Annotated in this window: 25 protein-coding genes and 1 other RNA gene; 18 read left to right on the forward strand and 8 right to left on the reverse strand. The window is 34.6% G+C overall.

The window, feature by feature from the left end; translation table 11 throughout:
• The first annotated feature begins 47 nt into the window (after positions 1 to 47).
• Both EL247_RS05680 and EL247_RS05685 read left to right on the forward strand, forming a co-directional pair.
• Complete coding sequence (locus EL247_RS05680; RefSeq protein WP_005020757.1) at positions 48 to 977, forward strand: ribose-phosphate pyrophosphokinase; 930 nt, start codon at positions 48 to 50, stop codon at positions 975 to 977.
• Positions 949 to 1527 (forward strand): peptidylprolyl isomerase, encoded by a 579-nt coding sequence (locus EL247_RS05685; protein ID WP_232019737.1) that lies wholly within the window; start codon positions 949 to 951, stop codon positions 1525 to 1527. The genes EL247_RS05680 and EL247_RS05685 overlap by 29 nt, the downstream gene beginning before the upstream one ends.
• A gap of 106 nt (positions 1528 to 1633) precedes the next feature.
• On the opposite strand, the gene EL247_RS05690 is transcribed toward EL247_RS05685, so the two are convergent.
• Positions 1634 to 3034, reverse strand: a complete 1401-nt coding sequence (locus tag EL247_RS05690; RefSeq protein ID WP_104745366.1) for a hypothetical protein — start codon at positions 3032 to 3034, stop codon at positions 1634 to 1636.
• 169 nt (positions 3035 to 3203) lie between these two features.
• On the opposite strand from EL247_RS05690, the gene EL247_RS05695 reads away from it, so the two are divergent.
• The 3 genes from EL247_RS05695 to EL247_RS05705 are packed head-to-tail and all read left to right on the forward strand — an operon-like array spanning position 3204 to position 5727.
• Positions 3204 to 3845 (forward strand): uracil-DNA glycosylase family protein, encoded by a 642-nt coding sequence (locus EL247_RS05695; RefSeq protein WP_126442096.1) that lies wholly within the window; start codon positions 3204 to 3206, stop codon positions 3843 to 3845.
• Positions 3836 to 5056, forward strand: coding sequence for a hypothetical protein (locus EL247_RS05700; protein ID WP_054197634.1), 1221 nt, complete (start codon positions 3836 to 3838; stop codon positions 5054 to 5056). Before EL247_RS05695 ends, EL247_RS05700 begins: the two co-directional genes overlap by 10 nt.
• Positions 5056 to 5727 carry a M48 family metallopeptidase gene (locus tag EL247_RS05705; RefSeq protein ID WP_060661040.1) on the forward strand — a complete coding sequence of 224 codons (672 nt, stop codon included), beginning with the start codon at positions 5056 to 5058 and terminating at the stop codon, positions 5725 to 5727. The genes EL247_RS05700 and EL247_RS05705 overlap by 1 nt, the downstream gene beginning before the upstream one ends.
• Here the strand turns inward: EL247_RS05705 and EL247_RS05710 are convergent.
• Entirely contained in the window at positions 5724 to 6659 is a 936-nt protein-coding gene (locus EL247_RS05710; RefSeq protein ID WP_126442097.1) for a LysR family transcriptional regulator, read from the reverse strand. The two genes, EL247_RS05705 and EL247_RS05710, sit on opposite strands and share 4 nt — an antisense overlap.
• 152 nt (positions 6660 to 6811) lie before the next feature.
• On the opposite strand from EL247_RS05710, the gene EL247_RS05715 reads away from it, so the two are divergent.
• Positions 6812 to 8920: a UvrD-helicase domain-containing protein gene (locus EL247_RS05715; RefSeq protein ID WP_126442098.1), complete on the forward strand. Its 2109-nt coding sequence runs from the start codon at positions 6812 to 6814 to the stop codon at positions 8918 to 8920.
• Here the strand turns inward: EL247_RS05715 and EL247_RS05720 are convergent, their stop codons facing one another.
• Positions 8921 to 9694 carry an undecaprenyl-diphosphate phosphatase gene (locus EL247_RS05720; RefSeq protein WP_005020746.1) on the reverse strand — a complete coding sequence of 258 codons (774 nt, stop codon included), beginning with the start codon at positions 9692 to 9694 and terminating at the stop codon, positions 8921 to 8923.
• Between the two features lie 144 nt (positions 9695 to 9838).
• Here EL247_RS05720 and EL247_RS05725 point away from each other — a divergent pair, with 144 nt between their 5' ends.
• The 7 genes from EL247_RS05725 (at position 9839) to mnmE (ending at position 15878) form a co-directional block, all read left to right on the forward strand.
• On the forward strand, positions 9839 to 11260 hold the full coding sequence (locus tag EL247_RS05725; RefSeq protein ID WP_054197629.1) for an acetyl-CoA carboxylase subunit A: 1422 nt from the start codon (positions 9839 to 9841) through the stop codon (positions 11258 to 11260).
• An 84-nt stretch (positions 11261 to 11344) separates the two neighbouring features.
• Positions 11345 to 11479: a 50S ribosomal protein L34 gene (gene rpmH, locus EL247_RS05730; RefSeq protein ID WP_005020743.1), complete on the forward strand. Its 135-nt coding sequence runs from the start codon at positions 11345 to 11347 to the stop codon at positions 11477 to 11479.
• A 22-nt stretch (positions 11480 to 11501) separates the two neighbouring features.
• Positions 11502 to 11831 carry a ribonuclease P protein component gene (gene rnpA / locus EL247_RS05735; protein ID WP_005020741.1) on the forward strand — a complete coding sequence of 110 codons (330 nt, stop codon included), beginning with the start codon at positions 11502 to 11504 and terminating at the stop codon, positions 11829 to 11831.
• Positions 11825 to 12205 carry a membrane protein insertion efficiency factor YidD gene (gene yidD / locus EL247_RS05740; protein WP_065826608.1) on the forward strand — a complete coding sequence of 127 codons (381 nt, stop codon included), beginning with the start codon at positions 11825 to 11827 and terminating at the stop codon, positions 12203 to 12205. Before rnpA ends, yidD begins: the two co-directional genes overlap by 7 nt.
• Positions 12195 to 13811, forward strand: a complete 1617-nt coding sequence (gene yidC, locus EL247_RS05745) for a membrane protein insertase YidC (RefSeq protein WP_104745371.1) — start codon at positions 12195 to 12197, stop codon at positions 13809 to 13811. The genes yidD and yidC overlap by 11 nt, the downstream gene beginning before the upstream one ends.
• On the forward strand, positions 13808 to 14509 hold the full coding sequence (locus EL247_RS05750; RefSeq protein WP_005020733.1) for a Jag N-terminal domain-containing protein: 702 nt from the start codon (positions 13808 to 13810) through the stop codon (positions 14507 to 14509). The genes yidC and EL247_RS05750 overlap by 4 nt, the downstream gene beginning before the upstream one ends.
• Positions 14493 to 15878, forward strand: a complete 1386-nt coding sequence (mnmE, locus tag EL247_RS05755) for a tRNA uridine-5-carboxymethylaminomethyl(34) synthesis GTPase MnmE (protein ID WP_104745372.1) — start codon at positions 14493 to 14495, stop codon at positions 15876 to 15878. The genes EL247_RS05750 and mnmE overlap by 17 nt, the downstream gene beginning before the upstream one ends.
• Before the next feature lie 2 nt (positions 15879 to 15880).
• Here the strand turns inward: mnmE and EL247_RS05760 are convergent, their stop codons facing one another.
• Genes EL247_RS05760 through EL247_RS05780 form a run of 5 tightly spaced genes read right to left on the reverse strand, consistent with a single transcriptional unit; the run spans position 15881 to position 19816 of the window.
• The gene (locus EL247_RS05760) at positions 15881 to 16405 is read right to left on the reverse strand and encodes a hypothetical protein (RefSeq protein ID WP_232019738.1); all 525 of its coding nucleotides are present in this window, start codon (positions 16403 to 16405) and stop codon (positions 15881 to 15883) included.
• A complete protein-coding gene (locus tag EL247_RS05765; RefSeq protein WP_040499546.1) occupies positions 16395 to 16688 on the reverse strand; it encodes an AtpZ/AtpI family protein in 294 nt (97 codons plus the stop codon). Before EL247_RS05765 ends, EL247_RS05760 begins: the two co-directional genes overlap by 11 nt.
• Positions 16678 to 17997, reverse strand: coding sequence for a glutamate-1-semialdehyde 2,1-aminomutase (hemL, locus tag EL247_RS05770; RefSeq protein ID WP_104745374.1), 1320 nt, complete (start codon positions 17995 to 17997; stop codon positions 16678 to 16680). Before hemL ends, EL247_RS05765 begins: the two co-directional genes overlap by 11 nt.
• A 17-nt stretch (positions 17998 to 18014) precedes the next feature.
• On the reverse strand, positions 18015 to 19184 hold the full coding sequence (locus EL247_RS05775) for a glutathionylspermidine synthase family protein (RefSeq protein WP_060661031.1): 1170 nt from the start codon (positions 19182 to 19184) through the stop codon (positions 18015 to 18017).
• A gap of 2 nt (positions 19185 to 19186) precedes the next feature.
• Positions 19187 to 19816 carry a UPF0323 family lipoprotein gene (locus tag EL247_RS05780; protein WP_054194777.1) on the reverse strand — a complete coding sequence of 210 codons (630 nt, stop codon included), beginning with the start codon at positions 19814 to 19816 and terminating at the stop codon, positions 19187 to 19189.
• 217 nt (positions 19817 to 20033) lie between these two features.
• On the opposite strand from EL247_RS05780, the gene EL247_RS08775 reads away from it, so the two are divergent.
• The 5 genes from EL247_RS08775 to rnpB all read left to right on the forward strand — a co-directional run bounded on the left by EL247_RS08775 (position 20034) and on the right by rnpB (position 24987).
• On the forward strand, positions 20034 to 20153 hold the full coding sequence (locus EL247_RS08775) for a FeoB-associated Cys-rich membrane protein (protein ID WP_104719167.1): 120 nt from the start codon (positions 20034 to 20036) through the stop codon (positions 20151 to 20153).
• Between the two features lie 100 nt (positions 20154 to 20253).
• Complete coding sequence (locus tag EL247_RS05790) at positions 20254 to 21675, forward strand: major outer membrane protein (protein ID WP_126442099.1); 1422 nt, start codon at positions 20254 to 20256, stop codon at positions 21673 to 21675.
• A gap of 214 nt (positions 21676 to 21889) precedes the next feature.
• Entirely contained in the window at positions 21890 to 23221 is a 1332-nt protein-coding gene (gene thiC, locus EL247_RS05795) for a phosphomethylpyrimidine synthase ThiC (RefSeq protein ID WP_126442100.1), read from the forward strand.
• A 9-nt stretch (positions 23222 to 23230) separates the two neighbouring features.
• Complete coding sequence (locus EL247_RS05800) at positions 23231 to 24346, forward strand: Mrp/NBP35 family ATP-binding protein (RefSeq protein ID WP_104719170.1); 1116 nt, start codon at positions 23231 to 23233, stop codon at positions 24344 to 24346.
• A gap of 325 nt (positions 24347 to 24671) precedes the next feature.
• Positions 24672 to 24987, forward strand: an RNA gene (rnpB, locus tag EL247_RS05805) — RNase P RNA component class A.
• Positions 24988 to 24996 lie beyond the last annotated feature (9 nt).

Genomic DNA, 24996 nt, shown 5'->3' on the forward strand with positions numbered 1-24996 from the left:
GAAAAGTTTATAATTGCATTTGCAAATAAAACATAAGGTATTAAACAATGCAAGACTTTAAACTTTTTAGCGGAAATGCACATAGAGAGTTTGCTCAAAATGTTGCAAAAAATCTCGATATTGAGCTATCTTTAGCAGAAATCACAAGATTTAGCGATGGAGAAATCAATATTAGACTTTGCGAGAGTGTAAGAGGAAAAGAAGTTTTTGTGATTCAACCCACTTGTGCTCCAGCTAATGATAACTTAATGGAGCTACTTATTATGGTAGATGCACTCAAACGCAGCTCTGCAAGCTCAATTAATGTTATTATGCCCTATTTTGGCTATGCTAGGCAAGATAGAAAGGCTGCCCCTAGAGTGCCAATTAGTGCAAAATTAGTTGCAGATTTACTCCAAAGAGCAGGAATTACTCGACTTATTACAATGGATTTACATGCAGGACAGATTCAAGGCTTTTTTGATATCCCTGTGGATAATCTCTATGGCTCTATAGTCCTAAAAGATCATATCGCATCAAAAAATCTCAAAAATCCAATTGTTGCAAGCCCAGATATCGGCGGTGTTGCAAGGGCAAGATATTTTGCAAAACTCTTAGGATTAGAAATTGTCATTGTAGATAAAAGACGAGAAAGGGCTAATGAAAGCGAAGTAATGAATGTTATTGGAAATGTGGAGGGCAAAGATGTCATTTTGATTGATGATATGATTGATACTGCAGGGACGATTGTAAAAGCCGCTGAAGCTTTCAAAAAAAATGGTGCAACAAGTGTTATTGCACTAGGAACTCATGCGGTATTTAGCGGGGCTGCTTACCAAAGAATCCAAGAAAGCTCTATTGATGAAGTAATCATCACAGACACTATTCCTCTCAAAGGAAATTGCTCCAAAATCAAAGTTTTAAGTGTAGCACCATTATTTGCTGAAGTTATCAAAAGGATCAACAACAATGAAAGCGTCAATTCACTTTTTGCTTAAAATTTTCATAGGTTTTTTATGCCTAGGCTTTATTGCTTATGCACAAACCAACACAGATTCTAAAAAGATTCAAGCCGTGTTAGAAACTACTGCTGGCAAAATCACTCTTGATTTGTTCCCAGAAGTTGCGCCAAAAGCTGTAGAAAATTTTGTAACACACATCAATAATGGGTATTATAATGGAACAATTTTTCATCGAACTATCCGCAAATTTATGATTCAAGGTGGAGACCCAACGGGGAGTGGAAAAGGTGGAGAATCTATTTGGGGGAAAGATTTTGAAGATGAGATTGTAAAAGGCTATGCTTTTGATAAAGCGGGGATTTTGGCAATGGCAAATGCCGGACCAAATACCAATGGAAGTCAATTTTTTATTACCACTACACGCACCCCTCATTTAAATGGCTTACACACAATCTTTGGGGAAATCAGCAAAGAAAATAAACAAGAAAGCTTCAAAACTCTAAGAAAAATTGAGTATTCCCCCACAAACTCTCAAGATAAGCCAATCAAAGAACAAAAAATCATTAAAGCCTATATCATTCAATAATCCTCTAAAAAGAGGATTATTTTTTTAATTTTCTTTTATAAAGTAGCAAAACTCCCATTATCAATGCAAAAAATAAGATTTCTGCAATCAAAGATTGATAATCCACTTATGCACTCGCAAAAAGATTATTCAAAATCACTTCGGTTTTAATAAGATTCTCCCTCTCTTTGGAATCAAGTGAATTTAAATAATTCTCATCTTGTAGCTTTTTAGCCATTTCTAGCCACTCTTGCATTTCTTCTTTTTTAGCTACAAGTTTTTCTTGATTTTCTTCTTCATCTTTGGAATCTGAATTTGCAACCTCTTGTTTTTCATCTTTTGTGCCAAGATTCAACAAAATATCATTTAAAGTTTCTTCAACCTCTCCAATCTCAAAGCTAAACTTTTGAATCACAAAAATATCTACATTATTTGATTCTCCTCCTGTTTTAAAAAGCACCAATTCATTGTTATCGCCCATCATTTCATTAAGGTTTAATGCACCATCTAAATTACTATCTTGCGAAATAGAATGATTGATATAATCTCCCAAATTATCAATAAACCCTACTTGCTCCAAAAACCTCTTTTGTGCTTCCTCTCCACCGGGAATTCTCTCTGCTATAGAATAATACTGCGAATCTTTCAAAGAAACGAGACTTTTTAAGTGTATTCCCTCCTCCAAACTAATGCTTCCATCTCCATTAGAATCTCCGCTAAGGTATCCCATATTATAAGCTGCATCATAATACCAACCCTTCACATAATCACTAGCCTCTTCTAAACTGCCAAATTTTGCTACCAATTTCTCCACATTTTCTTCACTCAAAGGAACGCTAATAGTCTTGCCACTGACTTCATCAACAAAACTCACTGCATTTTGTGCAATATTTTCCCCTTCTTTTACTTCTAAAGGATTATAAGCATTTTTGACTTCTTCACTCACATTTTGAGGTTTTGTCGTGCTTGTTTGCACGAGCGTTTTTTTCAAAAATACCCCCATAGAAGTGGAAGTTGTCATTGTAGATTCTTGATTTTTGCTTGCAAGGCTTTCTTTAATCTCTTGCTTGATTTCCTCTTTTTCTTTAGCTTTGCTTGCCTCATATGCGATTTTATCAAGTGTTGCGAGGCGTTGGTTATTTTGCGTTTCTTCATCTAAAGCGAGTGGATTTGGGATTGCATTTTTAGAATCAAGCACACTATTTTTTGCTGCTTCTTGAGATTCTCCACCCTGCCCTAGCATTGATAACGCACTAGCTTGTCCCGTCTGTGGATTTTCCAAACTTTCTTTAAGAGATTCTACATCAACCTCTTTAGCAATTTCTGATGAAACACTCCCTGTCTGCTTTAGCTGTGCAATCGCTTCTTGAATCAATCTTTGCTTTTCAAAATAATCATCTTGACTTGAAGAAGTGCTCAATCTTTTGTTTTCCTCATTTCTTGAAGCCCAATTTTGTTGAATCTCTTGTGAAAAAGTTACACCTTTAATATAAGAAGAATAATTCCCTCGTGCATCAATGTAATACATTGTTTTCTCCTAAATATTGCTCTATCCTTAGAGAAAATTTACATTCCTATTCACACAAAATACAAGCAATTTTTATTCCAAGATAATTTAAATCCAACAAATAATCTACCTTTAATTTTTTTGCTTTTATAATTATATTTTTATTTTAATTCAAAGTTTTAGGATTCTTGTGCAACAACTTCAACAAGCTCTGCTTTTAAAAAAGCTTTATTTATTAAAATCAATGGATTTCCACTATTGTGATGTGTATTTCAAAAAACCCACCCAAAAAAGCTTTCAAAGCAATAATGCCAAAGATTTGCATTCCTCTATCCAAGCATGCCAGCTTTGCTCACAAAAGCTATCCAAACCTCACACTGGACTTTGCAATCCAAATTCCAAAATCACCTTTATAAGCACAATACCTATTTTAGATACACAATTGCGTTTTGCTTCCAAAGGCGCACAAATGCTTAAAAAAATCATTGAAAATGTCTTTGAACTGCGTCTTAATGAAGTTTCTATCCTCTCTTTGCTTAAATGTGAAATCCCACAAACCACACAAAAAGATGCCATAGAAAATTGTTTTGGATACCTACTAAAACAGCTTGAATTTTCACACACACAAACAATTGTTATTTTGGGAGAAACAACCTACAATCATTTCACCAAAGATAAAACCCCCTACAAAAATATACAAGGAAAAATCTTAACATGGAATCATTACACACTTTTTCCAACCTTTTCTCTTATGCAGCTACTTACCAATCAAAGCCTAAAAGCACAAGCTCACAGGGAATTTTTAACACTTAAAGGATATTTATGCAAATAATACAAAAACTTTTTATTTTATTTTTATTAGCTCCAAATCTTATTTTAGCAAGTGGCAGATACCCCTCTCCCCTTCCTACGCCAACTACAGAAATCTTAAATTTAGATTACAATAAATGCTCTACAAGCTGCCTAGAAGACTATCTCAAACAAGGGCTGATTTTTTCTTTTATGGCTAATTTCAATGAAGATAACCAAAATGAAGAGCTTTTAGAATCCCTTAATCTTCTTATGAATAATCTTGCAATATCCCAAATTCCCTATCTTTCTTCCACCAAAAAACCATTTTTTAATATTGCACTTTTGTTTTCAAGAAAAAATATTGGGACTTACTCGGCTTCCACAACTAATGTAATTTTAAGTTATCTTTTGCACCAAAATAGTCGTTTTAATTTTGAAATTTTTGATAGCAAAAGTGAATCCCAAGAAGATTTACAAAGCACTATTGATACTATCCATTCTAAGGGCTATCGACAAATCATTGCCATTTTAACTTACAATGGTGCTAACAACCTCAATCTTTTAAATATCCAAACACCTATTTTTATCCCTAGTGTGCATTCCTCACAAATCACTTCTAATCTTTCGCCAAATATCATCTATGGAGGCATTAATTATGATGAACAAATCAAAGAATTATCACAATTAAATCCCCAAATTAAAGCTGCTAGTTTTTATGATTCAAGCTATATTGGCAATACCATTCACCAAAGTGTCCTAAAATACAATCCTGAAATTTCTTATTCTATGGCTTTCAATCTCAAAGACAACACAAATTTCACAAAAGAAATGAAAAAACTACAACCCATCCTTAATGATTCTCGTATATTCCTAAATACACCACTTATCAATTCTAGTATTATTCTTTCGCAAATTACTTATTATGATATCCAAACTCAAGGTATCTATTCTACCCAAATCAATTACAATCCAACCCTTCTTTCCATTACACAAGCCAAAGATCGTGATAATATGTATATTGCAAACTCTATTGGAAAGCTTGAAGATTTATTTGTCGAAGAAGCCAAACTATTAAATGCAGATTTAGAATATGACTGGATTAATTACGCAACCGCTCTAGGAATTGAATATTTTTATCTAAAAAATATCCCAAGTGCAAAACGCTTTTTTGATGAAAAAATCTACAATAACCAAGTCCAATACGATATTCAAATTCTCTCCCCAAAAAACAATCGTTTCATTCAACACTAATGCCTCCATACACTCTCAAAATCATTCAAAAACGCAATTACAAAAATCTTAAAATGCATTTTTGTAATTCCTCAACACTTCTCATTAGTGCCCCAAAACACATTACCAAAAAAGAATGTCTAAGATTTTTGGAAGAAAATCGTCAATGGATTGATACCCAATATCATTCTCTACAAGAAAAATACAATATCAATCTACCACGCAATCAATTTTTTATTTTTGGGGAATGGAAAAATTTTTCAGATTCTCATATTCAATCCCTATGGGAACAATCCTTCTCTCAAGATTCCACCAAACACACCAAAAATCAATTAATAGCTTACTACAAAAATATGCTTGATTCTTATTTGCAAATACGCATTCCACATTTTGCCAATATTATGAATCTTTTCCCCAACAAAATTCTCTATGGCAAGAGCTACAAACAGCTTGCTTGCTGCTACAAACACACAAAAAACTTACGCTTTAGCATACGCCTTGCCCTAATGCCTCACTGGATAATTGATTCAATTATCATACACGAATTAGCCCATCTCCGATTCCCACACCATCAAAAAGAGTTTTGGAATCTCATTTCTCTTTATGATAAAGAACCCAAAAAACTCCATCAATGGCTAAAGGAAAATCACACATTGCTTTATTTTCTACACCACAATCTTTTTAAATCTTAATACATAGGGATTTTTGTATTAAAAATCAAATAATCACCGATATTTTCTATAAGCGAATCATTTCTATCTTCTTTGCAAAAAGCCAAATACATTCTGCGTTTAAGCTTCAAACCTCGAATCTTAGAATAATAAAATTGCTTTTTTTGCAATTCATCTTTGATATACAAATAAGGCAAAAATGCCATATAGCGTTTTGCTCTTTTTGATTTTTTCTGCGATTCACGCAATAAGCATTTTTTTACTTCTTGATAGGTTTCAAATTGTTTAAAAATCTTTAACTTATCCACTTCAATTTCTAGCTTTTCCAAATAATTTTTAATTGCAGCAAACTTGTGTGTCCCCAAACTCAAATTAATCCATTCATAAGTAAACAAATCCTCTTCCTTAATCACTCTTGGCAAAGGTGCTGTAGAAGCCAAAATAATTTCATCTTCTAGCCATTCTCGATACACAATATCTTCCCTAAAAATCGGAGATTCAATCAAAGCCATTTTAATCTCCCCAGCACCATTACCTCCACATTGCAAATCTTCAATAGCTTTCAAAGAAGTAGAAATACTATATTGTATATTAGGATAAACTTCTTTTGTGAGTTTAGGAAGCAAAGTAGGCAAAATAAAATTACCAATAGTGGGCGAACAAACTATTTTTACCGCTTCTTTTCTGTAAATGTTATGCATTATTTCTTTTTGATGAGAATGCAAGATTTTATCAATTTTTGAAGCAATCAACAAAAGCTCTTCTCCTTCTTTTGTCAATCCAATCCCACTTTTTCTGCGGACAATAATTTTGGTATTAAAATATGATTCAAGGTGTTTAATTTGCTGCGTAACAGCAGGTTGGGAGACACCCATTTTCATAGAAGCTCTAGAAAAGCTTTTTTCTTTAACTACTATCATAAAAGTTCGCAATTTGGTAAAATCATACAACATACCCTAATCTCCATACAATTAAATAAAATATATATAAATTTTTATCAAAACTTTTATAATAACAAAAATTTTTTTTATTATCAAGCCAACAAGTCACACAACAAGTTTTTGATATAATTCCAAAATTCATTCTATTTTTCCTAAGGCTATTTATGCAAGAATCCTATTTAGAGCAACTCAACCCCTCTCAAAAAGAAGCAGTTACCACTACTGAAGGTGCTTTATTGATTCTAGCAGGTGCTGGGAGTGGCAAAACAAAAACTATTACAACTCGCTTAGCCTATCTTATCGATGAAGTTGGGATTCCACCAAGCAACACTTTAACACTCACTTTTACCAATAAAGCCGCACAAGAAATGCAAAAAAGGGCTTTAAATATGATAGAAAACACCACATCTCACCCGCCTTTACTCTGCACTTTTCACAAATTTGGTTTATTATTTTTAAAATTTTATATCCATTACTTAGGACGCAAAACAAACTTTATCCTAGCTGACAGCGATGATACAAAAAAAATCATCAAAGAATTAAACGCCGAACTTGCCCCTTTGCCTTTGGTTGTTAGTGAGATTTCGCGTTACAAAAATTCTCAAATTTCTCCACAAGAAGCCTCAAAAAATGCACACAATGAAATTTACAAGCATATCGCAAAAGTTTATGAAAAATATCAAGAATCTCTTTTGCAAAACAATATGGTAGATTTTGATGATTTACTTTTATTGCCTATACAGATTTTTCAAAACCACAAAGAAGTTGCCACTGAAATTAGCCAAAAATACCAATATATTATGGTTGATGAATACCAAGATACCAATGATTTGCAATATCAACTTTTAAAATACCTCTGCACCACACACCAAAACCTTTGCGTTGTTGGCGATGATGACCAAAGCATTTATAGCTGGAGGGGTGCAAATATCCAAAATATTTTAAATTTTTCTAAACATTTTCAAAATGCAAAAACCATTAAATTAGAAGAGAATTATCGCTCAAGCAAACACATTTTAAGGGCAGCAAACAATCTTATTATAAACAACAAAGAACGGCTAGGCAAAACCCTCAAAAGTACTTTGGGAGAAGGCAAGCCTATTGAGATTTTGCATTCTTTTGATGAGCAAGAAGAAGTAAGAAATCTCTGCAAAATCATCAAAAATCTACTCTCTAATGGAATTAATCCCAAAGATATTGCTATTTTATTTCGTCTAAATGCCCTCTCACGCTCTTTAGAAGAAGGTTTTAATCGCGAAGGGATTCCTTATATCTTAGTGGGTGCAATCCGCTTTTATGAACGCAGTGAGATTAAAGATGTAATTAGCTATTTTAGGGTTTTAATCAACCCCAATGATGACTTTTCCCTTCTTAGAATCTTAAATAAACCCAAAAGAGGCATAGGCAAAACGACCATTGAAAAATTAAAAAACCTCACACAAATCCACCTTTGCAGTATTTATGAACTCTTTGCACACCCTCATTTGCAAGAATCTTTACAAAAAGAAATTGGCAAAAAAGCCCATACAACCATCAAAGATTTTTTTGGAATTTTAAAAGATTTGCAAGAATCTCATAAACAATCTAGCCTAAGATTCCTTGATGATTTTGAAGAAAAAATCGGTCTTTGCAATGCTTTTTTGCAAAATAATGATGAAATTGATAGGGTAAGCAATATCGAGGAATTTTATGGATTATACCGAGAATATATCAAGCAAAATCCCCTTATGGAATTAGAAGATTTTCTAAACGAATTAGCTCTAAGAAGTGATCAAGAAGATATGGAAATGAGACAAGAAAAAAAGGAAGTGGAAGGCATTTCTTGTATGAGCGTGCATTCTAGCAAAGGATTAGAGTTTGATTATGTTTTTATCATTGGGCTTGAAGAGGGATTTTTCCCTATGGTAAGAGAAGATAGCAATATTCAAGAAGAACGCAGATTAGGTTATGTAGCTTTTACAAGAGCCAAAAAAGAGCTTTATTTAAGCTATGTGGATTCAAGATTTTATCGTGGCAATCGAACCAACATTCTACCCTCAAGATTCTTAGAAGAAAGTGGAGTCCTAAAAAATTCCTACAAAACTTTCAAAAAAGAAAATACCACAATTACCCTAGAAGATTCTGGATTTAAAAAAGGCGATTGTGTCGTACATAAAATCTTTGGAGCAGGAAGAATCCTAGAGATTACAAAAAGCGAGAAGGAAACAAAATTAAAAATCAATTTTGGTGGGCTTTTTAAAGAAATTTTAAGTGATTATGTAACAAAAGTATAATCAAAAAACCTCCAAATAAAACAAAAACAATACTCCCAAAATGATTCTATAAATTCCAAATGGAATAAAATTGAACCTAGACACAAATCCCAAAAATAATTTAATCGCCAAAAAAGCACTTATAAAAGCCACAACAAAACCCAATCCAAGCACCAAAAGATTTTCTGAATTAAAAACTTCATAATTTTTATAAGCACTATAACCGCTTGCAATAATCATTGTAGGCAATGCCAAAAGAAAAGAAAATTCCGTAGCTACTTTGCGATTACACCCCAAAAGCAACCCACCAATAATCGTTGCCCCACTCCTAGAAGTCCCCGGTATCATTGCCAAAGCTTGAAAAATCCCTATCAAAAAAGACTGCTTATAGGTAATTTCTGCAACATCTTTAGTGTGATGCTCCTTTTCTTTATAGAAAATTTCTATCACAATAAACACAATTCCGCCCAAAATCAACATAATTGAAGTGGTAATAGGGGCAAAAAGCGATTTAATCAAATCATAAAGCAAAAATCCCAAGATTCCAGCAGGCAAAAATCCTATTGCCAATTTCACCCACAATTCAAAACTATTTTTAGATAATCTTTCCCAAAAAACAAAAATAACAGCCAAAATTGAACCTAGTTGGATTATCACCTCAAAAGTTTTGTGAAAAGTATCTTGTGGGATTCCGAGCAATTTTGAAGTTAAAATCAAATGCCCAGTAGAAGAAACAGGCAAAAATTCTGTTAGCCCCTCAACAATACCAAGAATCACTGCATATATTAATTCCATAAAAAACCTTAATTTGTGTAAAAGTGGGATAATTTTAGCATAATTCATTCTTTTTACAAAACATTCTAAAATTTCAAGAGAAAATTAAAAAATTAAATTATAAAATAAAAACTTAGCTCAAACAAAAACATTAATGGAGTTTTTATGTTTAGAAGAATCCTCATTGCCAACCGCGGAGAAATTGCTGTAAGAATCATACGCGCCTGTAATGATTTAAATATCGAATCTGTTGCAATCTATTCTCATGCAGATAGAGATAGTCTGCATGTCAAAATGGCAACTCACACTTACGCAATCAGCGAAGATCCAATCAAAGGATACTTAGATCCAGACTTGATTATCCAAGCTGCAAAAGCAACAGATTCTGAAGCAATCCACCCCGGATATGGTTTTTTGAGTGAAAATGCTCTTTTTGCAAAAAAAGTCAAAGAAGCCGGATTAGTTTGGATTGGACCTGATAGCGAAGTCATTGCCAAAATGGGGGATAAAAATGCTGCAAGAAATCTTATGATAGCTAATGGAATCCCCGTTGTCCCCGGAACAGATCCTCTAAATTCTTTAAATCTTTATGAAATACAAAAAATAGCAAGAAAAATCGGCTATCCTATAATCCTAAAAGCAAGTAGCGGTGGAGGTGGTAGAGGAATCCGCGTAGTATGGGAAGAAAATGAACTTGAAAATGCTTTGAATGCGTGCAAAAGAGAGGCTTTAACCTTTTTTAAAAATGACGATGTTTTTATGGAAAAATATATCCAAAATCCAAAGCACATTGAATTTCAGATTCTAGCGGACAATTATGGAAATATCATTCATCTATTAGAAAGAGATTGCTCTATCCAAAGACGCCACCAAAAGCTAATAGAAATCGCTCCCTGCCCTACCATAAGTGCGGATTTGCGTCGTAGAATGGGAGTAGTTGCAGTTGCTGCTGCTAGGGCTGCAAATTACACCAACGCAGGAACCATTGAGTTTTTAATTGATGATTCTAATAATTTTTATTTTATGGAAATGAATACAAGAATCCAAGTTGAACACGGCGTTACAGAGGAAATCACAGGCTTAGACCTCATTGCTAGGCAGATTCGAATCGCCTATGGGGAAATTTTGGATTTAAGCCAAAGTGATATTATTCCACAAGGTTTTGCAATTGAAGCTAGAATCAACGCCGAAGATGTGCATAATGACTTTATTCCAAACCCCGGAACTATCACTGCATACTACCCTGCACTAGGTCCTTTTGTGAGAGTAGATAGTTATATTTACAAAGATTTTACCATTCCCCCTTTTTATGATTCAATGATTGCAAAGCTTATTGTCCGTGCTACAAGCTATGATTTGGCAGTCAATAAACTCAAACGCGCTTTAAGCGAATTTAAAATTCGAGGAGTGAAAACAACCATTCCATTTTTAATTAATATCTGCAATGACAAAGACTTCAAACGCGGAATCTTTGATACCTCTTATTTGGAAAACAAAATCAATTCATTAATGCCACAAGAATCCAAAGATGAAAGCGATTTAGTCGCAGCAATTGCCATTGCACTAACCAAACATTTTGAGGAATAAGAAATACCAAAAACTACTAAATAAATATATTTTAAGTAATTTTCTAATAAAATTAGCGTTTATTTTTACAAAAAGGGTTTTATAATGAAAAGAACATATCAACCACACAATACACCAAGAAAGAGAACTCATGGTTTTAGAGTAAGAATGCAAACAAAAAATGGTAGAAAAGTCATCAACGCAAGAAGAGCAAAAGGTAGAAAAAGATTAGCAGTTTAATCTAGGTTTTGCGGATTTTAAATTGATTACACTAAATACAAAAAAAGACTTCAATATCGTCTATAACAGCCAAAAAAAATGGCATAATCCGCATTTTATACTTTTTTTCAAAGAGAATATCAAAGAAAATCGGGTTGGATTTTGTGTATCCAAAAAAGTGGGGAATGCAGTTTGTAGAAACTTTATCAAAAGGCGTTTAAGAAGCCTTTATCGTGCCTCATTGCCTAATCTTATTAATGGAGATATGGTGCTATTAGCAAAAAATGGGCTAGACAAGGTGGATTACAAAACTTTGGAGAATCACTATAAACACGCCCTTATGCGTTTAAAATTGGTAAAACAAAAATGTTAAAAAAATTTTTTTTATCACTCATATTTTTTTATCAACATTATGTTTCTGCATTTTTTGGAGCAAAATGTCGCTACTATCCTAGTTGCTCAGAATATTCTAAGCAGCTTTTTGAATTTCAAAATCCCTGTATTGCCTTATTTAAAACCTTGATGCGTATTTTAAGTTGCAATCAATTCTTCAAAGGTGGCATTGCCTATCCAAAAATAGACACCAAAATTAATGCTCATTTTATGTCTCCAAAAACGCCAAAATATTGGCTCATACCGATTAAACCTCTAAGATTTCAACCCATTATTCTTAAACATTCTATGGTATATCCCACTCAAAATGTTTATATTATAAAAAATTTTTCAAAGGTTTCCCGTGTTAAATAAACTTGATAATTTAAATCCTCAAACCAGAATCATCATCGCTGTTGTTTTGGCATTAGCCTTTTTTGTGCCTTATAGCTATTTTTATAGCCCCAAAGAAAATGCCACCGCCAAACCATCGCAAAATATCCAAACTCCATCACAAGAGCAAACCACTCCCCAAGCCTCTATCCAAAATGTTTCTAATACACAAAATAGCACAGATTCTCAAGAAATTATTGCCACCATCAAAGCAAAAAACTTTGAATACAAAATTGATCGTTTAGGTAGAATCACCCAAGTCCTTCTCAAAGAAGAAAAATACCACAAAGACGCTAAAGATCTTGAATTATTTAGCACTGATATTGCTAATCAAAACAACCCAAAAACGCTAGAAATTCGTTTCTCTGATTCTATGTTAAACCAACAAGCCTTTAGCACACCTTACAAAGCTAGTCAATCTGACATCACTATCCAAGACAAACCACAATCTATCACACTCACACAAAAACTACAAAATATCACCATAGAAAAAATCCTAACCTTTTATCCTAATGGATATTATGAAATCAAAATCAATATGCCACAAAATTACACTTACTTCTTATCACCGGGTATGCGTCCTAGTGTAGAAAATGATGCTTATGTCTTCAAAGGTGTTATCATCAAAGAACAGGACAATACTATCACTACAATTGAAGATGGCGATGCAAGCACTCAAAATAATTTTACAAACTCCAGCATCATTGCAGCAGTGGATAGATATTACACAACTTTATTTTTTAGCAAAACCAACAATCTTAATATCTCTATCTTAAACAACGCTCAAGAAAATCCTATGCCTTTTATTAGTGCTAATGGAAATATAGAACTCTCTGGATACATTGGACCAAAAGATTATCGGCTTTTAGAGAGCATTGATACAAATCTTACTGATGTTGTTGAATATGGTATGATTACTTTCTTTGCAAAACCTCTCTTTTTGCTCTTAGAAACACTTTATGATTTATGCGGAAATTGGGGTTGGGCAATTATTCTACTCACTCTTATTGTTAGAATCATTCTCTACCCACTTACCTATAAGGGTATGGTATCAATGCAAAAACTCAAAGATTTAGCTCCAAAAATGAAAGAGATTCAACAAAAATACAAAGGTGAGCCACAAAAACTTCAAGCCCATATGATGGATCTCTATAAAAAGCATGGCGCAAATCCAATGGGAGGCTGCTTGCCACTCCTCCTTCAAATGCCTGTATTCTTTGCTATCTATCGCGTATTATATAATGCCATAGAGCTCAAAGGTGCGGCGTGGTTGCTTTGGATTCAAGATTTATCTGTAATGGATCCTTATTTTGTCTTACCAATCCTAATGGGTATTACAATGTATTTGCAACAGCATTTAACCCCAGCGACATTTAATGACCCAATCCAAGAAAAAATCTTTAAATTCTTGCCCTTAATTTTCACAATTTTCTTTGTTACATTCCCTTCAGGTTTAGTGCTTTATTGGTTTGTAAATAACATCTTTTCAATCCTTCAACAGCTTATTATCAATAAAGCAATGGAACGCAAAAAAGCAAGAGAAATCGCCGAACATAAAGAACATAAGCATCAAAAGGCTTCTCAATGAAAAAAATAGAAGCCCAAAGCCTCGAAGAAGCCCTCATAGAAGCCTCCAAACTTTATGATTGCTCTATTGTAGATTTAGATTATGAAATTATCCAAAATCCCAAAAAAGGATTTTTGGGGTTTGGCAAAAAAAATGCAATTATTTGCGCACAACCAAAAAACGCCAACTCACACCACCCCAAAACAACTAGCACCCAAAATCTCCACACACAACCACCAATCAAAGAAACCACCAAAGACCTCTCTGAAATTAGCACTCATATCCAAAATGAATTAAACGAGTTATTTCAATTTCTTCCTTACAAAATTAGCGAGATTATTGTCAAGCCCTATGATGAAAACACTCTATATATCAAAATTGATGGGGAAGATTCAGCGTTATTAATAGGGAAAGAGGGTTATCGCTACAAAGCGATTTCTTATCTAATTTTTAATTGGATTAACCATGTTTATGGCTTAATGGTGCGTTTAGAGATTGCAGAATTTCTAAAAAATCAAGAAGAAATGATTGCAAACTATCTCATACCAACCATAGAAAATATCAAAACCTATGGGAAAGCACAAACTAAGCCACTTGATGGCGTATTAGCCCATATTGCAATCAAGCAGCTAAGGGAACAATTCCCAAATAAATATATTTCTTTCCGCCTTAATCAAGATGGAGAGCGTTATATCATCATCAATGAATTTCAACACTAATGATACGATTGTTGCACCAGCAACAACTTATGGAAAGTCCTCTCTTAACATTATTCGCCTAAGCGGACAAGATTCTCTTAAAATCGCCTCAAAACTTGCCAAAATAGATTTAAAAAACTCTAAAGTGCGTCATGCAAAACTTACTAAAATTTATTTTGAAAATGGCGAACTGCTTGATGAATGTATTATAATTTACTTCAAATCTCCTCATAGCTACACCACCGAAGATGTTGTTGAATTTCAATGCCATGGTGGCACTTTCATAGCTCAAAATATCTTAGAAGAATGCTTGAAATATGGAGCTAGATTAGCCAATCCCGGAGAATTTACCAAAAGAGCTTTTTTAGGTGGAAGGATTGATTTAACTCAAGCCCAAGCAGTAGCAAAACTCATTGAATCTTCTAACGCAAATGCCCACAAAATGCTGATGCGTCACCTCAATGGAGAAATGCAAGAATTTTGCGAGAATCTACGCACCGACCTTATTACATTGCTCGCACACAGCGAAGTTTTTATTGATTATGCCGATGAAGAATTACCACAAGATTTGCTAAAAAATCTACAAAACAAGCTAACTTCTATCCTCAAAACACTCCAAAGCCTCTTAGAGCAATCAATCCAAAAAAAATCCCTTTTTGAAGGCTATAAACTCTGTATTATCGGTAAGCCCAATGTAGGCAAAAGCTCATTTCTCAATGCCCTTTTACACAATGAACGCGCTATTGTGAGTGATATTGCAGGCACTACACGCGATAGCATTGAAGAAAATTTTGTTTTAGAGGGGCATTTATTGCGTCTCATTGATACCGCAGGAATCCGCAAAAGCCAAGATATTATCGAAAACAAAGGAATTGAACGAAGCCTACAAAAAGCCAAAGAAAGTGATATTCTAATTGCACTTTTTGATAGTAGTCGCCCTTTAGACCATGAAGATTTAGAGATTATAGAGCTTCTAAAAAACTATCAAGATTCCAAAAAAATCATCGTTTTGTTAAATAAAACAGATTTGCAAAATCATTTTGATTCAGAGGTCTTAAAACCTTTTCTACCTCTAAACCTTTGTCTTAAAAATACCAATTTAAATTCCCAAGAATCCCTACTATCTAACTTTAAAAACCACCTAATATCCTTATTAAACTCCCAAGAATCCACCCAATCCTTACTTTTGATTTCCCAATACCAATTCCAAGCAGTGAAAAACTGCATACAAGCCCTTTATGATTCTAAGATTCCACTAGAAAATGGCGAATTAGAACTCTTTAGTTTTCATATCAATGAAGCACTTAGAGCTATTGCATCTATCACCAAACCCTACGAATATTCTCAAATGCTTGATGTTATGTTTGGAGAATTTTGTCTAGGCAAATAATCCTATTTCACCTTTGCCAAAAACAAAGCCATAACCAATGCGAAATTCCCTACAATTAGCCCACCAAAGAAACCCACAAAGTCAAACAGCTCTTTTTTTAAAAAAATTAAAAAAAGCACGATAAATACCGCATAAGTTAGCAACCTCAAAGGCATAAAAAACATTTTAAACCCCACCTTGCCACTTTCTTTGTTGAAACTCTGCCAAAATTTCTTTTTTTTAGAAATACATTCCTTTACAAATTTTTCATCATCTTTATCTTCATTTTCACCCCAAAATTCTTCCTCTTTCTCTTCTTTGCTTTGGTAAAGATTCTTTAAAGTTTCTAATTCTTCTTGTGAAGCTTGCGAAATAAGACGCATAATCTTTCTTCTCTGCATAATAAATGCCATTCCCACAATTATCACAAAAGAAACATAAGCAAATACAAAATTCAAAGTCACCAAGCTACCCCAAAAAATATAGCTCAAAACTCCACAAATAGCCAAAATCGCAAATAAGATAAAACTTAGGATATTAATCCTCATCATCATCCCATTTCTCTGCTTTTTGATAACGATATTTTGGATCTTTGCTCAACTCATCAAATTCTTTCTTTTGTCTTTTATAGGCTTTATAAATATTCAAAATTGCCGCCAAAATCCCCCATACTACCCCAAGCCAAAAAAGCCACCTATAACCAAAAAGCTTTTCAAGTCCATACCCAATTCCAACCCCAATCAAAACCGCAACCACTATGGAAATTCCTAGCGTAGCATTAGAATATGCCAAAACTGCGTCTTGATATTTAGGTTTTTCCTTATTTTCCATAAGCACTAATCTCCAAAAATACCTCTTTAGCCTTATTTAAAACCTCATCAATCATAGCTTCATTCATCGCATCACAAATAAATCCAGTCTCAAATTGTGAAGCAGCAAAATAAACCCCTTTATTTAGCATACCCTGATGAAATCTAGCAAACATTTGCGTATCACTCTTAAGTGCATCTTCAAAATTTTCCACAGGTTTTTGATTGAAAAAGAATCCAAACATACTCCCACGAACACAAGTTTGAATTGGAATCTGAAATTCTTTGGCAATTCTCTCTAACCCCTGTGTTAATTTCAACGCCAAAGATTCTAGCTGCTTATAAATCTTTGGATTTGCTTTTAATTTTTTAAGTGCAACAAGCCCTGCACTCATTGCCACAGGATTCCCGCTTAATGTCCCTGCTTGATAAACATTTCCTTGCGGAGATAAAAGATTCATAATCTCCGCCTTACCGCCAAAAGCCCCAACAGGCATACCTCCACCAATCACTTTCCCAAAAGTTACCAAATCTCCAGAGATTCCATAAAAGCTTTGAGAACCATTCAATGAAGCCCTAAAACCACTCATCACCTCATCTAAAATTAAAATTATCCCCTCTTTTTTACACAAAACTTCCAAAGATTCCAAAAATTCCTTTTGAGCCGGCACTAGCCCCATATTTCCCGCAATAGGCTCTATAATCACACAAGCCACACCCTTACCCTTTTGCTTGCTTGCTTGAATGCACAATTCTACACTTTGAATATCATTGTATCTTGCTACTAAAGTATGTTTTGTAAAATCCTCTGGAACTCCCGGGGAGCTTGGAGAACCAAAAGTCGCTAGCCCACTACCAGCACTCACAAGCAAAGAATCACTATGTCCATGGTAACAACCTTCAAACTTAATAATATCATCTCTTTTAGTATAAGCCCTAGCAAGTCTAATAGCACTCATTGTAGCCTCTGTCCCACTTGAGACAAAACGAATCTTATCAATCCCCTCATAAATAGAAATCACTTCTTTTGCCAAAGCAGTTTCCAAAATCGTAGGTGCGCCAAAAGATAAGCCCTTTTGAATAGTCTCTATCACCACAGATTCAATATCTTTATCACAATGCCCAAAAATAAGAGGTCCCCAACTCTGCACAAAATCAATGTATGAATTACCATCCTCGTCAAACAAATAAGCACCCTCTCCACGGCTAATAAAAGGCGGAGTCCCCCCTACACTCTTAAATGCTCTCACAGGGGAATTTACCCCACCGGGTATCACTTGCTTTGCCTCATTAAAATCATTAATGCTATTAATATTTTCTAAAGTTTTCATTTTTGTCCTTTTTAAAATCAACGGATTTTATGAGAGACAAACTTAGACATATTATCCAAAATCTCCCCACCTTTCCTAAATCCTAATGCACAAGCCTCATACGCATAAAAAACATTTGCTTGATAAAAATTACCATTATGGCTATTTAGCGTTGCAAATTCTTGATAGATTTCTGGATAATTTCCATAATTCCCACTATTTTGCACTAATGCTTTACCATTAGAATCCAAAATACTAACGCTCTCGCCCTCTCTACCAAAAGCATGTTTTTTTACCTGTTTTTTAGACAATGGCTCATAGGAAGTCTCAAGCAACAAAGGATGATTAGGGAATAAATCCCATAGAATCTTTAGCATTCGCTTGCTTTGAAACATTAAAGTATAGGCAGGATTTAAAAAAATCGTATTTTTATTTCTTATCATTGCAGTCATTAAATTTGCCAAATCTGGCTCATCAATGGCAATGCTTTCCCAAGGGATTAATTTAAACCAAAATTCATAATTTTCCCCCCCAAAGCTCAACCCTGCATTCTCATCCAAATGTGCCTCATGGGCATAGCAAAACTGCGTCCCAAACCCCACTTCCTTTGCGATTACTTCTAGCAAACGCACCGTTCTTTCTTCTTCTTGACTGCCTTGTATGCTAGAAAACAAGATCTTCCAACCTTCATAAATTTCATCAAATCTTGAAGTATCCTCACCCAAAGTAATAATTCTCTTAAAGTTATCACCCAAAGCTTCATACAAATTATTAAACTGCAAAGATTCATTAAAACCATTTTTTTTAAGCAAAGCCCATTGAATAATCGCACTTTCATAAACCATTGTTGGAGTATCTGCATTAAATTCTAATAGCTTGATTGGAGCTCCATCAAGCCCACCTGCCAAATCAAATCTTCCATACAAATGCCAATGCACTTCTTCTTCCCAACTCATTTGTATTGCTTCTACCAAGTTAAACGGGATTCCAAGCTCAAAAAACAAATCATTATCAATCACATATTGTCCCGCTTCCACATACATATCATAAAGCTCATTAGCTGCATCATAATATTTTTGTGCTTCTTCCTCACTCACTTCGATAATCTCATCACTCACATAAGGTGTATTATCCACATCAGTATGCCAACTAAGCCCAAGATTCTCTAAATCCTCATTGTTTAGCGGATTAGCTTTGATAATCTGCATTATTAGCCTCCAAAACTACTAGAAGTGCTAGAGCGATTTTGTGTAGTGCTAGTGTTGTTTGGAGAATAAAATCCGCTGCGTCCTGCATTACTTGTCGCACTTGTTGCAGTCTTATTAAAAGAACTTTGAGACCTCTCATAAGCTTGTGGAGTTTTATAGCTTGTCCTTTGTTGTGCCTGATAATTTTGATTATTAAACAATTTACTACCAATCCAACTTCCCAAAATCGCACCCGCAGCACTTGCCAAAATCGTCTCCCCAAGAGACAATCCACCACCTGTTGGATTAGTCAATTGCGAAGTGCCTTCATCGATTTTTTTGGATTCTTCAGCGATGATTTTATCAATTTCTTCTTGAGTGAGTATTCTTTCATTTCCATTTGCTTCTTTTAAAATAACGCGTGTTGTGCTGCTTGGAGTTTCTTCTAAAATTTTATAACTTCCATCTTGTTGTTGCTCAATGGTTACTGTGGCTCCATTTTTTGTAGCTTGTTCTAAACCACCGCCATTATTTGTATTTTGGGAAGTATTATCACAGCCCACCATTACAAGGATTGCAGCCAAACCCAAACCACTTTTACTAAAAGCACCTACCACTTTTGGATCAGATATTTTTTTTAAAAATTTTTTCATTTTTTAAACTCCTTTATAGCAAATAAATATATTTTTTAGATTATACACACAAGAAAATAAAATTGCCCTTGAATTGCAATTTTTAAGATTTCTCAAAGCATAAAAACTTCTAAAATATAATAATGATTTTGCAAATAATTATTAATTTATAAGTATATTTTCAAAATAAAAATCATAAAATCCACTCAATTGATTTCAAAAATTATGGAGTTAGATAATGCTGGAAAATATTATTTTAGGTGCAATTTTTGCCCTTGCTATTGGATATTTTATTTATAAAATCTTTTTTACAAAAAATTCTTGTGGTTGCAATAAATGCAATTGTGATAAAAAATAATATTGCACTAGACTAAAATTATACTTTATTTTATAAAATATTAAGTTTTACTTAAATAAAATCACAGCTTTTATACCAAAAAAACAAAGGAAGAACGACAATGAAAATAACAAAATTATCATTAATAGCCTGTGTTGCACTTGCAAGCCTTTCAACTGCAAGCTTTGCTCAACCCTTAGAAGAAGCTATCAAAGGCATTGATGTTAGCGGAATGTTGCGTTATCGCTACACTGATAATCGCTATGACAACAAAGACTTCAACAAACAAGAGCGTACAAGAGGCGATGCAAACCATCAATGGAGAGCTGAAGCACTCTTTAAAACCCCTGTGATTAACAATATCTCTATGAATCTAGGGATTGGCTACCACAATGCACAACAAAATGTCAATCATGGAAAAGGTATCCTAGATAATAATGGCAACTACACTAATGTTTTTGCAGGTAATGGCTTAGGTTCTGGTTCTGATAGCTGGTTTGGTGTAAGAGAATTCAATATGGTAATCACTCCAGATTCTACTAATACCACTATCAAAGCGGGTAAAATGATTATGCAAACCCCAATTAGTGATACACTTGATGATAGAGCAACAGGTATTTTTGTAACAAATTCTGATTTAAATCATTGGACTTTTGCTTTGGGTGCATTTGATGCGTGGAGCATTGATGACTACCAAACGGGATATTTACTAGATCCTAACAACGGCTCTATTGATAAACCTTTTTATACCGCTGCTGCTTTAAGCAATTACGATACAAGCATTGGGAACTTCAGCTCTCAACTTTGGCTTTTCAATGCCACAGATATGATTGATTTTGCAGGTTTTGGTGAGTTAGCTTGGCAAGATTCAATGTTTCATTTAAAAGGACAATATGCCTTTAGCAAGCTTAATAGCGATGCCAATTCCCCTTGGACAAGTGTATATGAACATAAAGTAAAAGAAGCCAACGATCTTTACACACTTGAAGCAGGTGTGAGATTCCATGATTATAATATCCCAGTGGCTGCAAAAATCGGATATTGGGGAAATACACAAGATGGCTATGCAGTATCTTTAGATGATGAGGGTTCTTTCCAAAAGGTAGGACAAATTTGGTTTGAAAATGGTGCAACAGGCGTTAGCATTTCTATGTTGCCTACCGCAATGGGACAAAATATGCCTAGAGGCTTTGAATCTAATGAGCTTAGTATGTTCTATGCTAATATCAATTATGATATTTTAGAAAACTTAAATATCGGAATTGATTATGTCAATGGAACCAACAAAATTGCAAGAGGACAAGGTGCAGCACGATATAGCGGAGATATTGACTTCCAAGAAATCAATCCTTATATTGTTTGGCAATACACCAAATCTCTTAGAATCTTCGCCCACTATTCTATCTTAACCACAGATACCACAAGACAAATTGCTACTCAATTTGCTAACACTACAAACGCTCCTGCTATTATTCCTGCAGAGCAAATTAGCGATTCTGAAGATAGAAATCGTCTAAGGGTAGAAGTTAAATACACTTTCTAAAACAAATGGGATTCTTCCCATTTGCACCTCCACTTTTATCTTTTCAAACTCCATTCCAACTTCTCAAAACCATTCAAATCTCTGCTACAAATTCTAAATTTCTTTAACTTTTTTACAATTATTCCCCAAAGAAAAGCTAGAATTTATTTTTATTTTGCTACCTTAATACTGCATATTCTAAAAAATTATTATTATTTTATTTTAAGGAGAATCTATGCGAACAAAATGGGTGGAAGCCCGCAAAAATGATAAAATCAAAACTCAACTCCATTATGCAAAAAAAGGTATTATTACTCAAGAAATGGAGTATGTTGCAAATCTTGAATATTTAGAACCAGAAATTGTAAGAAAAGAAATAGCAAAGGGGCGTTTGATATTACCTTCTAATGTCAATCACACCAACCTAGAACCTATGGGAATAGGAATCGCCACAAGGACAAAAATTAATTCTAATATCGGAAGCTCCGCACTTGCAAGCTCCATAGAAGAAGAGGTGCAAAAAACGCTTATTTCTATCAAATATGGGGCTGATACCATTATGGATTTAAGCACCGGAGGGGATTTGGATTCCATTCGAGAAGCAGTAATCAAAAATTCTAGTGTCCCTATTGGAACAGTGCCAATTTATCAAATCTTGCACGATGTCAAAAACGATATTAATGCACTCACTATTGATAAAATGCTAGAAGTTATGGAAAAACAAGCAAAACAAGGTGTAAGCTACTTCACTATCCATTGCGGATTCTTATTAGAGCATATGCCACTTTTAGCCAAACGAAAAATGGGAGTTGTAAGTCGTGGTGGTAGCCTAATGGCGTCATGGATGATGCACTACCACAAACAAAATCCTTTTTATGAAGCTTTTGATGATATTTTAGATATTTGTCAAAGATATGATGTTTCACTTAGCCTTGGAGATTCTCTGCGTCCGGGTTGCTTGGCTGATTCAAGTGATATGGCACAACTTAGCGAACTCAAAGTGCTTGGAGAGCTTACAAAAAGAGCATGGGAAAAAGATGTGCAAGTAATGGTAGAAGGTCCCGGGCATGTGCCGATGAATGAAATTGAACGCAATGTTGAACTCCAAAAAGAACTTTGCTTTGAAGCACCCTTTTATGTGTTAGGACCTTTGGTAACAGATATTGCAGCAGGTTATGATCATATTGCCTCTGCCATTGGTGCAGCTATTGCTGCTTGGAAAGGTGTAGCAATGCTCTGCTATGTAACCCCAAAAGAACATTTGGGCTTGCCTAATGCTAAAGATGTGCGAGAAGGGATTATCGCTTACAAAATCGCCGCACACTCTGCCGATATTGCTAGAGGACGAATCAATGCAAGATTGAGAGATGATGCGATGAGCAATGCGCGTTATAATTTTGATTGGAATAGACAATTTGAACTCGCCCTCGACCCCGAACGAGCCAAAGAATACCACGATGAAAGCCTTCCTCAAGAAGTTTTCAAAGAAGCGAAATTTTGCTCTATGTGTGGTCCAAAATTTTGTAGCTATAAAATTTCACAAGAAATTATTAAACAACATAGTTAAAGGAAATTTATGAATCAAGAACAATTAGTCAATTTATTAAAAGAAATAATTTACCCTAATTTTGAAAAGGATATTGTAACCTTTGGATTTGTCAAAGAAATGCTAATCCACGAAAATGCCGTTTCAATCCGCGTTGAGATTCCCTCTGCCTCCCCTGAAGTAGCAGAAAAACTACGCACACAAATCACACAAAAGCTAAACGCACAAGGAATCACAAAAATCAACTTAGATATCAAACAGCCCAAACCCCAAGAACAAACCCAAAAGCCACAAAGCACTAAGAATCTTGCCCCACAAATCAAAAATTTTGTAATGGTTAGCAGTGGAAAAGGCGGGGTTGGGAAATCTACCACGAGTGTTAATCTCGCAATCGCCCTAGCCCAACAAGGCAAAAAGGTAGGCTTACTTGATGCAGATATTTATGGTCCTAATATCCCAAGAATGCTAGGATTACAAAAAGACAAGCCCGAAGTAGATCAAAAACTCAAAAAACTCATTCCTCTCCAAGCTTATGGGATTGAAATGATTTCTATGGGAGTGCTTTATGATGAAGGGCAAAGCCTCATTTGGCGTGGTCCAATGATTATCCGCGCTATTGAGCAAATGCTAAGTGATGTTTTGTGGGATAACCTAGATGTAATGGTGATTGATATGCCTCCAGGCACAGGTGATGCACAACTCACTTTAGCACAAAGCGTGCCTGTAACAGCAGGAATAGCAGTTTCTACACCCCAAAAAGTAGCATTAGATGATGGCGCAAGGGCATTAGATATGTTTTCTAAACTCAAAATCCCAGTAGCTGGGATCATTGAAAATATGAGTGGCTTTATCTGCCCTGATTGCGGCAAAGAATACGATATCTTTGGCAAAGGCACTACACAAGAAGTCGCTAAAGCCTATGGCACAAAAACTTTGGCACAAATCCCCATTGAACCAAGCGTGAGAGAAGCAGGCGATAGCGGAAAACCTATTGTATATTTTCACCCAGAATCCAAATCTGCCAAAGAATACCTAAAAGCAGCAAAAAAATTATGGGATTTTATAGAAGAAGTAAATGACAAAAAATTAGCTGATAACAGCGAGATTCAACCAATCAACACAGGAAAATCCGCCTGCTCATCTTAAAAAAGCCCATTAATTTTGGGCTTTTAGCCACAATAAACATAGCCAAACTTTCATCGATAAAACCAAAAGCCTTTTTGATATTTGCTACCTTGCTATCAATTTCTTGCATTTTTCACAACAATCATAATATTTAAAATTGACTGCCATAATTCGCAATAAGAAGCAAAATAATTCTTTTTAGGCTTTTCCCTGCAAAGCTAGTTTCTATCAATATTGAATCTTTTACACCAAAATCCATTCACAAAACAAGTTATCCCAAATTGAACTCTCACTTTAAAAAATCAAAATTTCTATTCTTTTTAGCACTTTTTTGCTACAATCCCTTTAGGTGTAGCGAGTGGTTGCTTTTTAAAGAGGAAAGTCCGAGCTGCTTTGGGATAGGATTCCATTTAACTAATGGCTAGAGTAATCTAAGGGAAAGCGCAACAGAAAACAAACCGCCTTTATGGTAAGGGTGAAAAGGTGGGGTAAGAGCCTACCGAGAATGTAGCAATACATTCTGTCATTGCAAGCCCAATCCGCAGCAAAAAGGGCATGGTTAATATCCCAAGTTTTTAGCCCTTTGCTAGATTTTTGCTGCAAAGCAAAAACAAGATAAATAACCACATAAACAGAACTCGGCTTATAGCTACACCTATTTTAATACAAGG

Origin of the sequence: Helicobacter pullorum (assembly GCF_900638355.1) — a bacterium.
Lineage (GTDB): Bacteria > Campylobacterota > Campylobacteria > Campylobacterales > Helicobacteraceae > Helicobacter_D > Helicobacter_D pullorum.

What these genes read in the sequence shown, in the direction of transcription:
- EL247_RS05705 (WP_060661040.1), top strand. Translation starts at nt 5,056, where the DNA reads ATGCCTCCATACACTCTCAAAATCATTCAAAAACGCAATTACAAAAAT.
- EL247_RS05690 (WP_104745366.1), bottom strand. Translation starts at nt 3,034, where the DNA reads ATGTATTACATTGATGCACGAGGGAATTATTCTTCTTATATTAAAGGT.
- EL247_RS05685 (WP_232019737.1), top strand. Translation starts at nt 949, where the DNA reads ATGAAAGCGTCAATTCACTTTTTGCTTAAAATTTTCATAGGTTTTTTA.
- EL247_RS05680 (WP_005020757.1), top strand. Translation starts at nt 48, where the DNA reads ATGCAAGACTTTAAACTTTTTAGCGGAAATGCACATAGAGAGTTTGCT.
- EL247_RS05775 (WP_060661031.1), bottom strand. Translation starts at nt 19,184, where the DNA reads ATGCAGATTATCAAAGCTAATCCGCTAAACAATGAGGATTTAGAGAAT.
- EL247_RS08775 (WP_104719167.1), top strand. Translation starts at nt 20,034, where the DNA reads ATGCTGGAAAATATTATTTTAGGTGCAATTTTTGCCCTTGCTATTGGA.
- hemL (WP_104745374.1), bottom strand. Translation starts at nt 17,997, where the DNA reads ATGAAAACTTTAGAAAATATTAATAGCATTAATGATTTTAATGAGGCA.
- EL247_RS05765 (WP_040499546.1), bottom strand. Translation starts at nt 16,688, where the DNA reads ATGGAAAATAAGGAAAAACCTAAATATCAAGACGCAGTTTTGGCATAT.
- yidD (WP_065826608.1), top strand. Translation starts at nt 11,825, where the DNA reads ATGTTAAAAAAATTTTTTTTATCACTCATATTTTTTTATCAACATTAT.
- rpmH (WP_005020743.1), top strand. Translation starts at nt 11,345, where the DNA reads ATGAAAAGAACATATCAACCACACAATACACCAAGAAAGAGAACTCAT.
- EL247_RS05780 (WP_054194777.1), bottom strand. Translation starts at nt 19,816, where the DNA reads ATGAAAAAATTTTTAAAAAAAATATCTGATCCAAAAGTGGTAGGTGCT.
- EL247_RS05800 (WP_104719170.1), top strand. Translation starts at nt 23,231, where the DNA reads ATGAATCAAGAACAATTAGTCAATTTATTAAAAGAAATAATTTACCCT.
- thiC (WP_126442100.1), top strand. Translation starts at nt 21,890, where the DNA reads ATGCGAACAAAATGGGTGGAAGCCCGCAAAAATGATAAAATCAAAACT.
- EL247_RS05710 (WP_126442097.1), bottom strand. Translation starts at nt 6,659, where the DNA reads ATGTTGTATGATTTTACCAAATTGCGAACTTTTATGATAGTAGTTAAA.
- EL247_RS05700 (WP_054197634.1), top strand. Translation starts at nt 3,836, where the DNA reads ATGCAAATAATACAAAAACTTTTTATTTTATTTTTATTAGCTCCAAAT.
- EL247_RS05790 (WP_126442099.1), top strand. Translation starts at nt 20,254, where the DNA reads ATGAAAATAACAAAATTATCATTAATAGCCTGTGTTGCACTTGCAAGC.
- EL247_RS05715 (WP_126442098.1), top strand. Translation starts at nt 6,812, where the DNA reads ATGCAAGAATCCTATTTAGAGCAACTCAACCCCTCTCAAAAAGAAGCA.
- EL247_RS05725 (WP_054197629.1), top strand. Translation starts at nt 9,839, where the DNA reads ATGTTTAGAAGAATCCTCATTGCCAACCGCGGAGAAATTGCTGTAAGA.
- EL247_RS05750 (WP_005020733.1), top strand. Translation starts at nt 13,808, where the DNA reads ATGAAAAAAATAGAAGCCCAAAGCCTCGAAGAAGCCCTCATAGAAGCC.
- mnmE (WP_104745372.1), top strand. Translation starts at nt 14,493, where the DNA reads ATGAATTTCAACACTAATGATACGATTGTTGCACCAGCAACAACTTAT.
- EL247_RS05720 (WP_005020746.1), bottom strand. Translation starts at nt 9,694, where the DNA reads ATGGAATTAATATATGCAGTGATTCTTGGTATTGTTGAGGGGCTAACA.
- EL247_RS05760 (WP_232019738.1), bottom strand. Translation starts at nt 16,405, where the DNA reads ATGAGGATTAATATCCTAAGTTTTATCTTATTTGCGATTTTGGCTATT.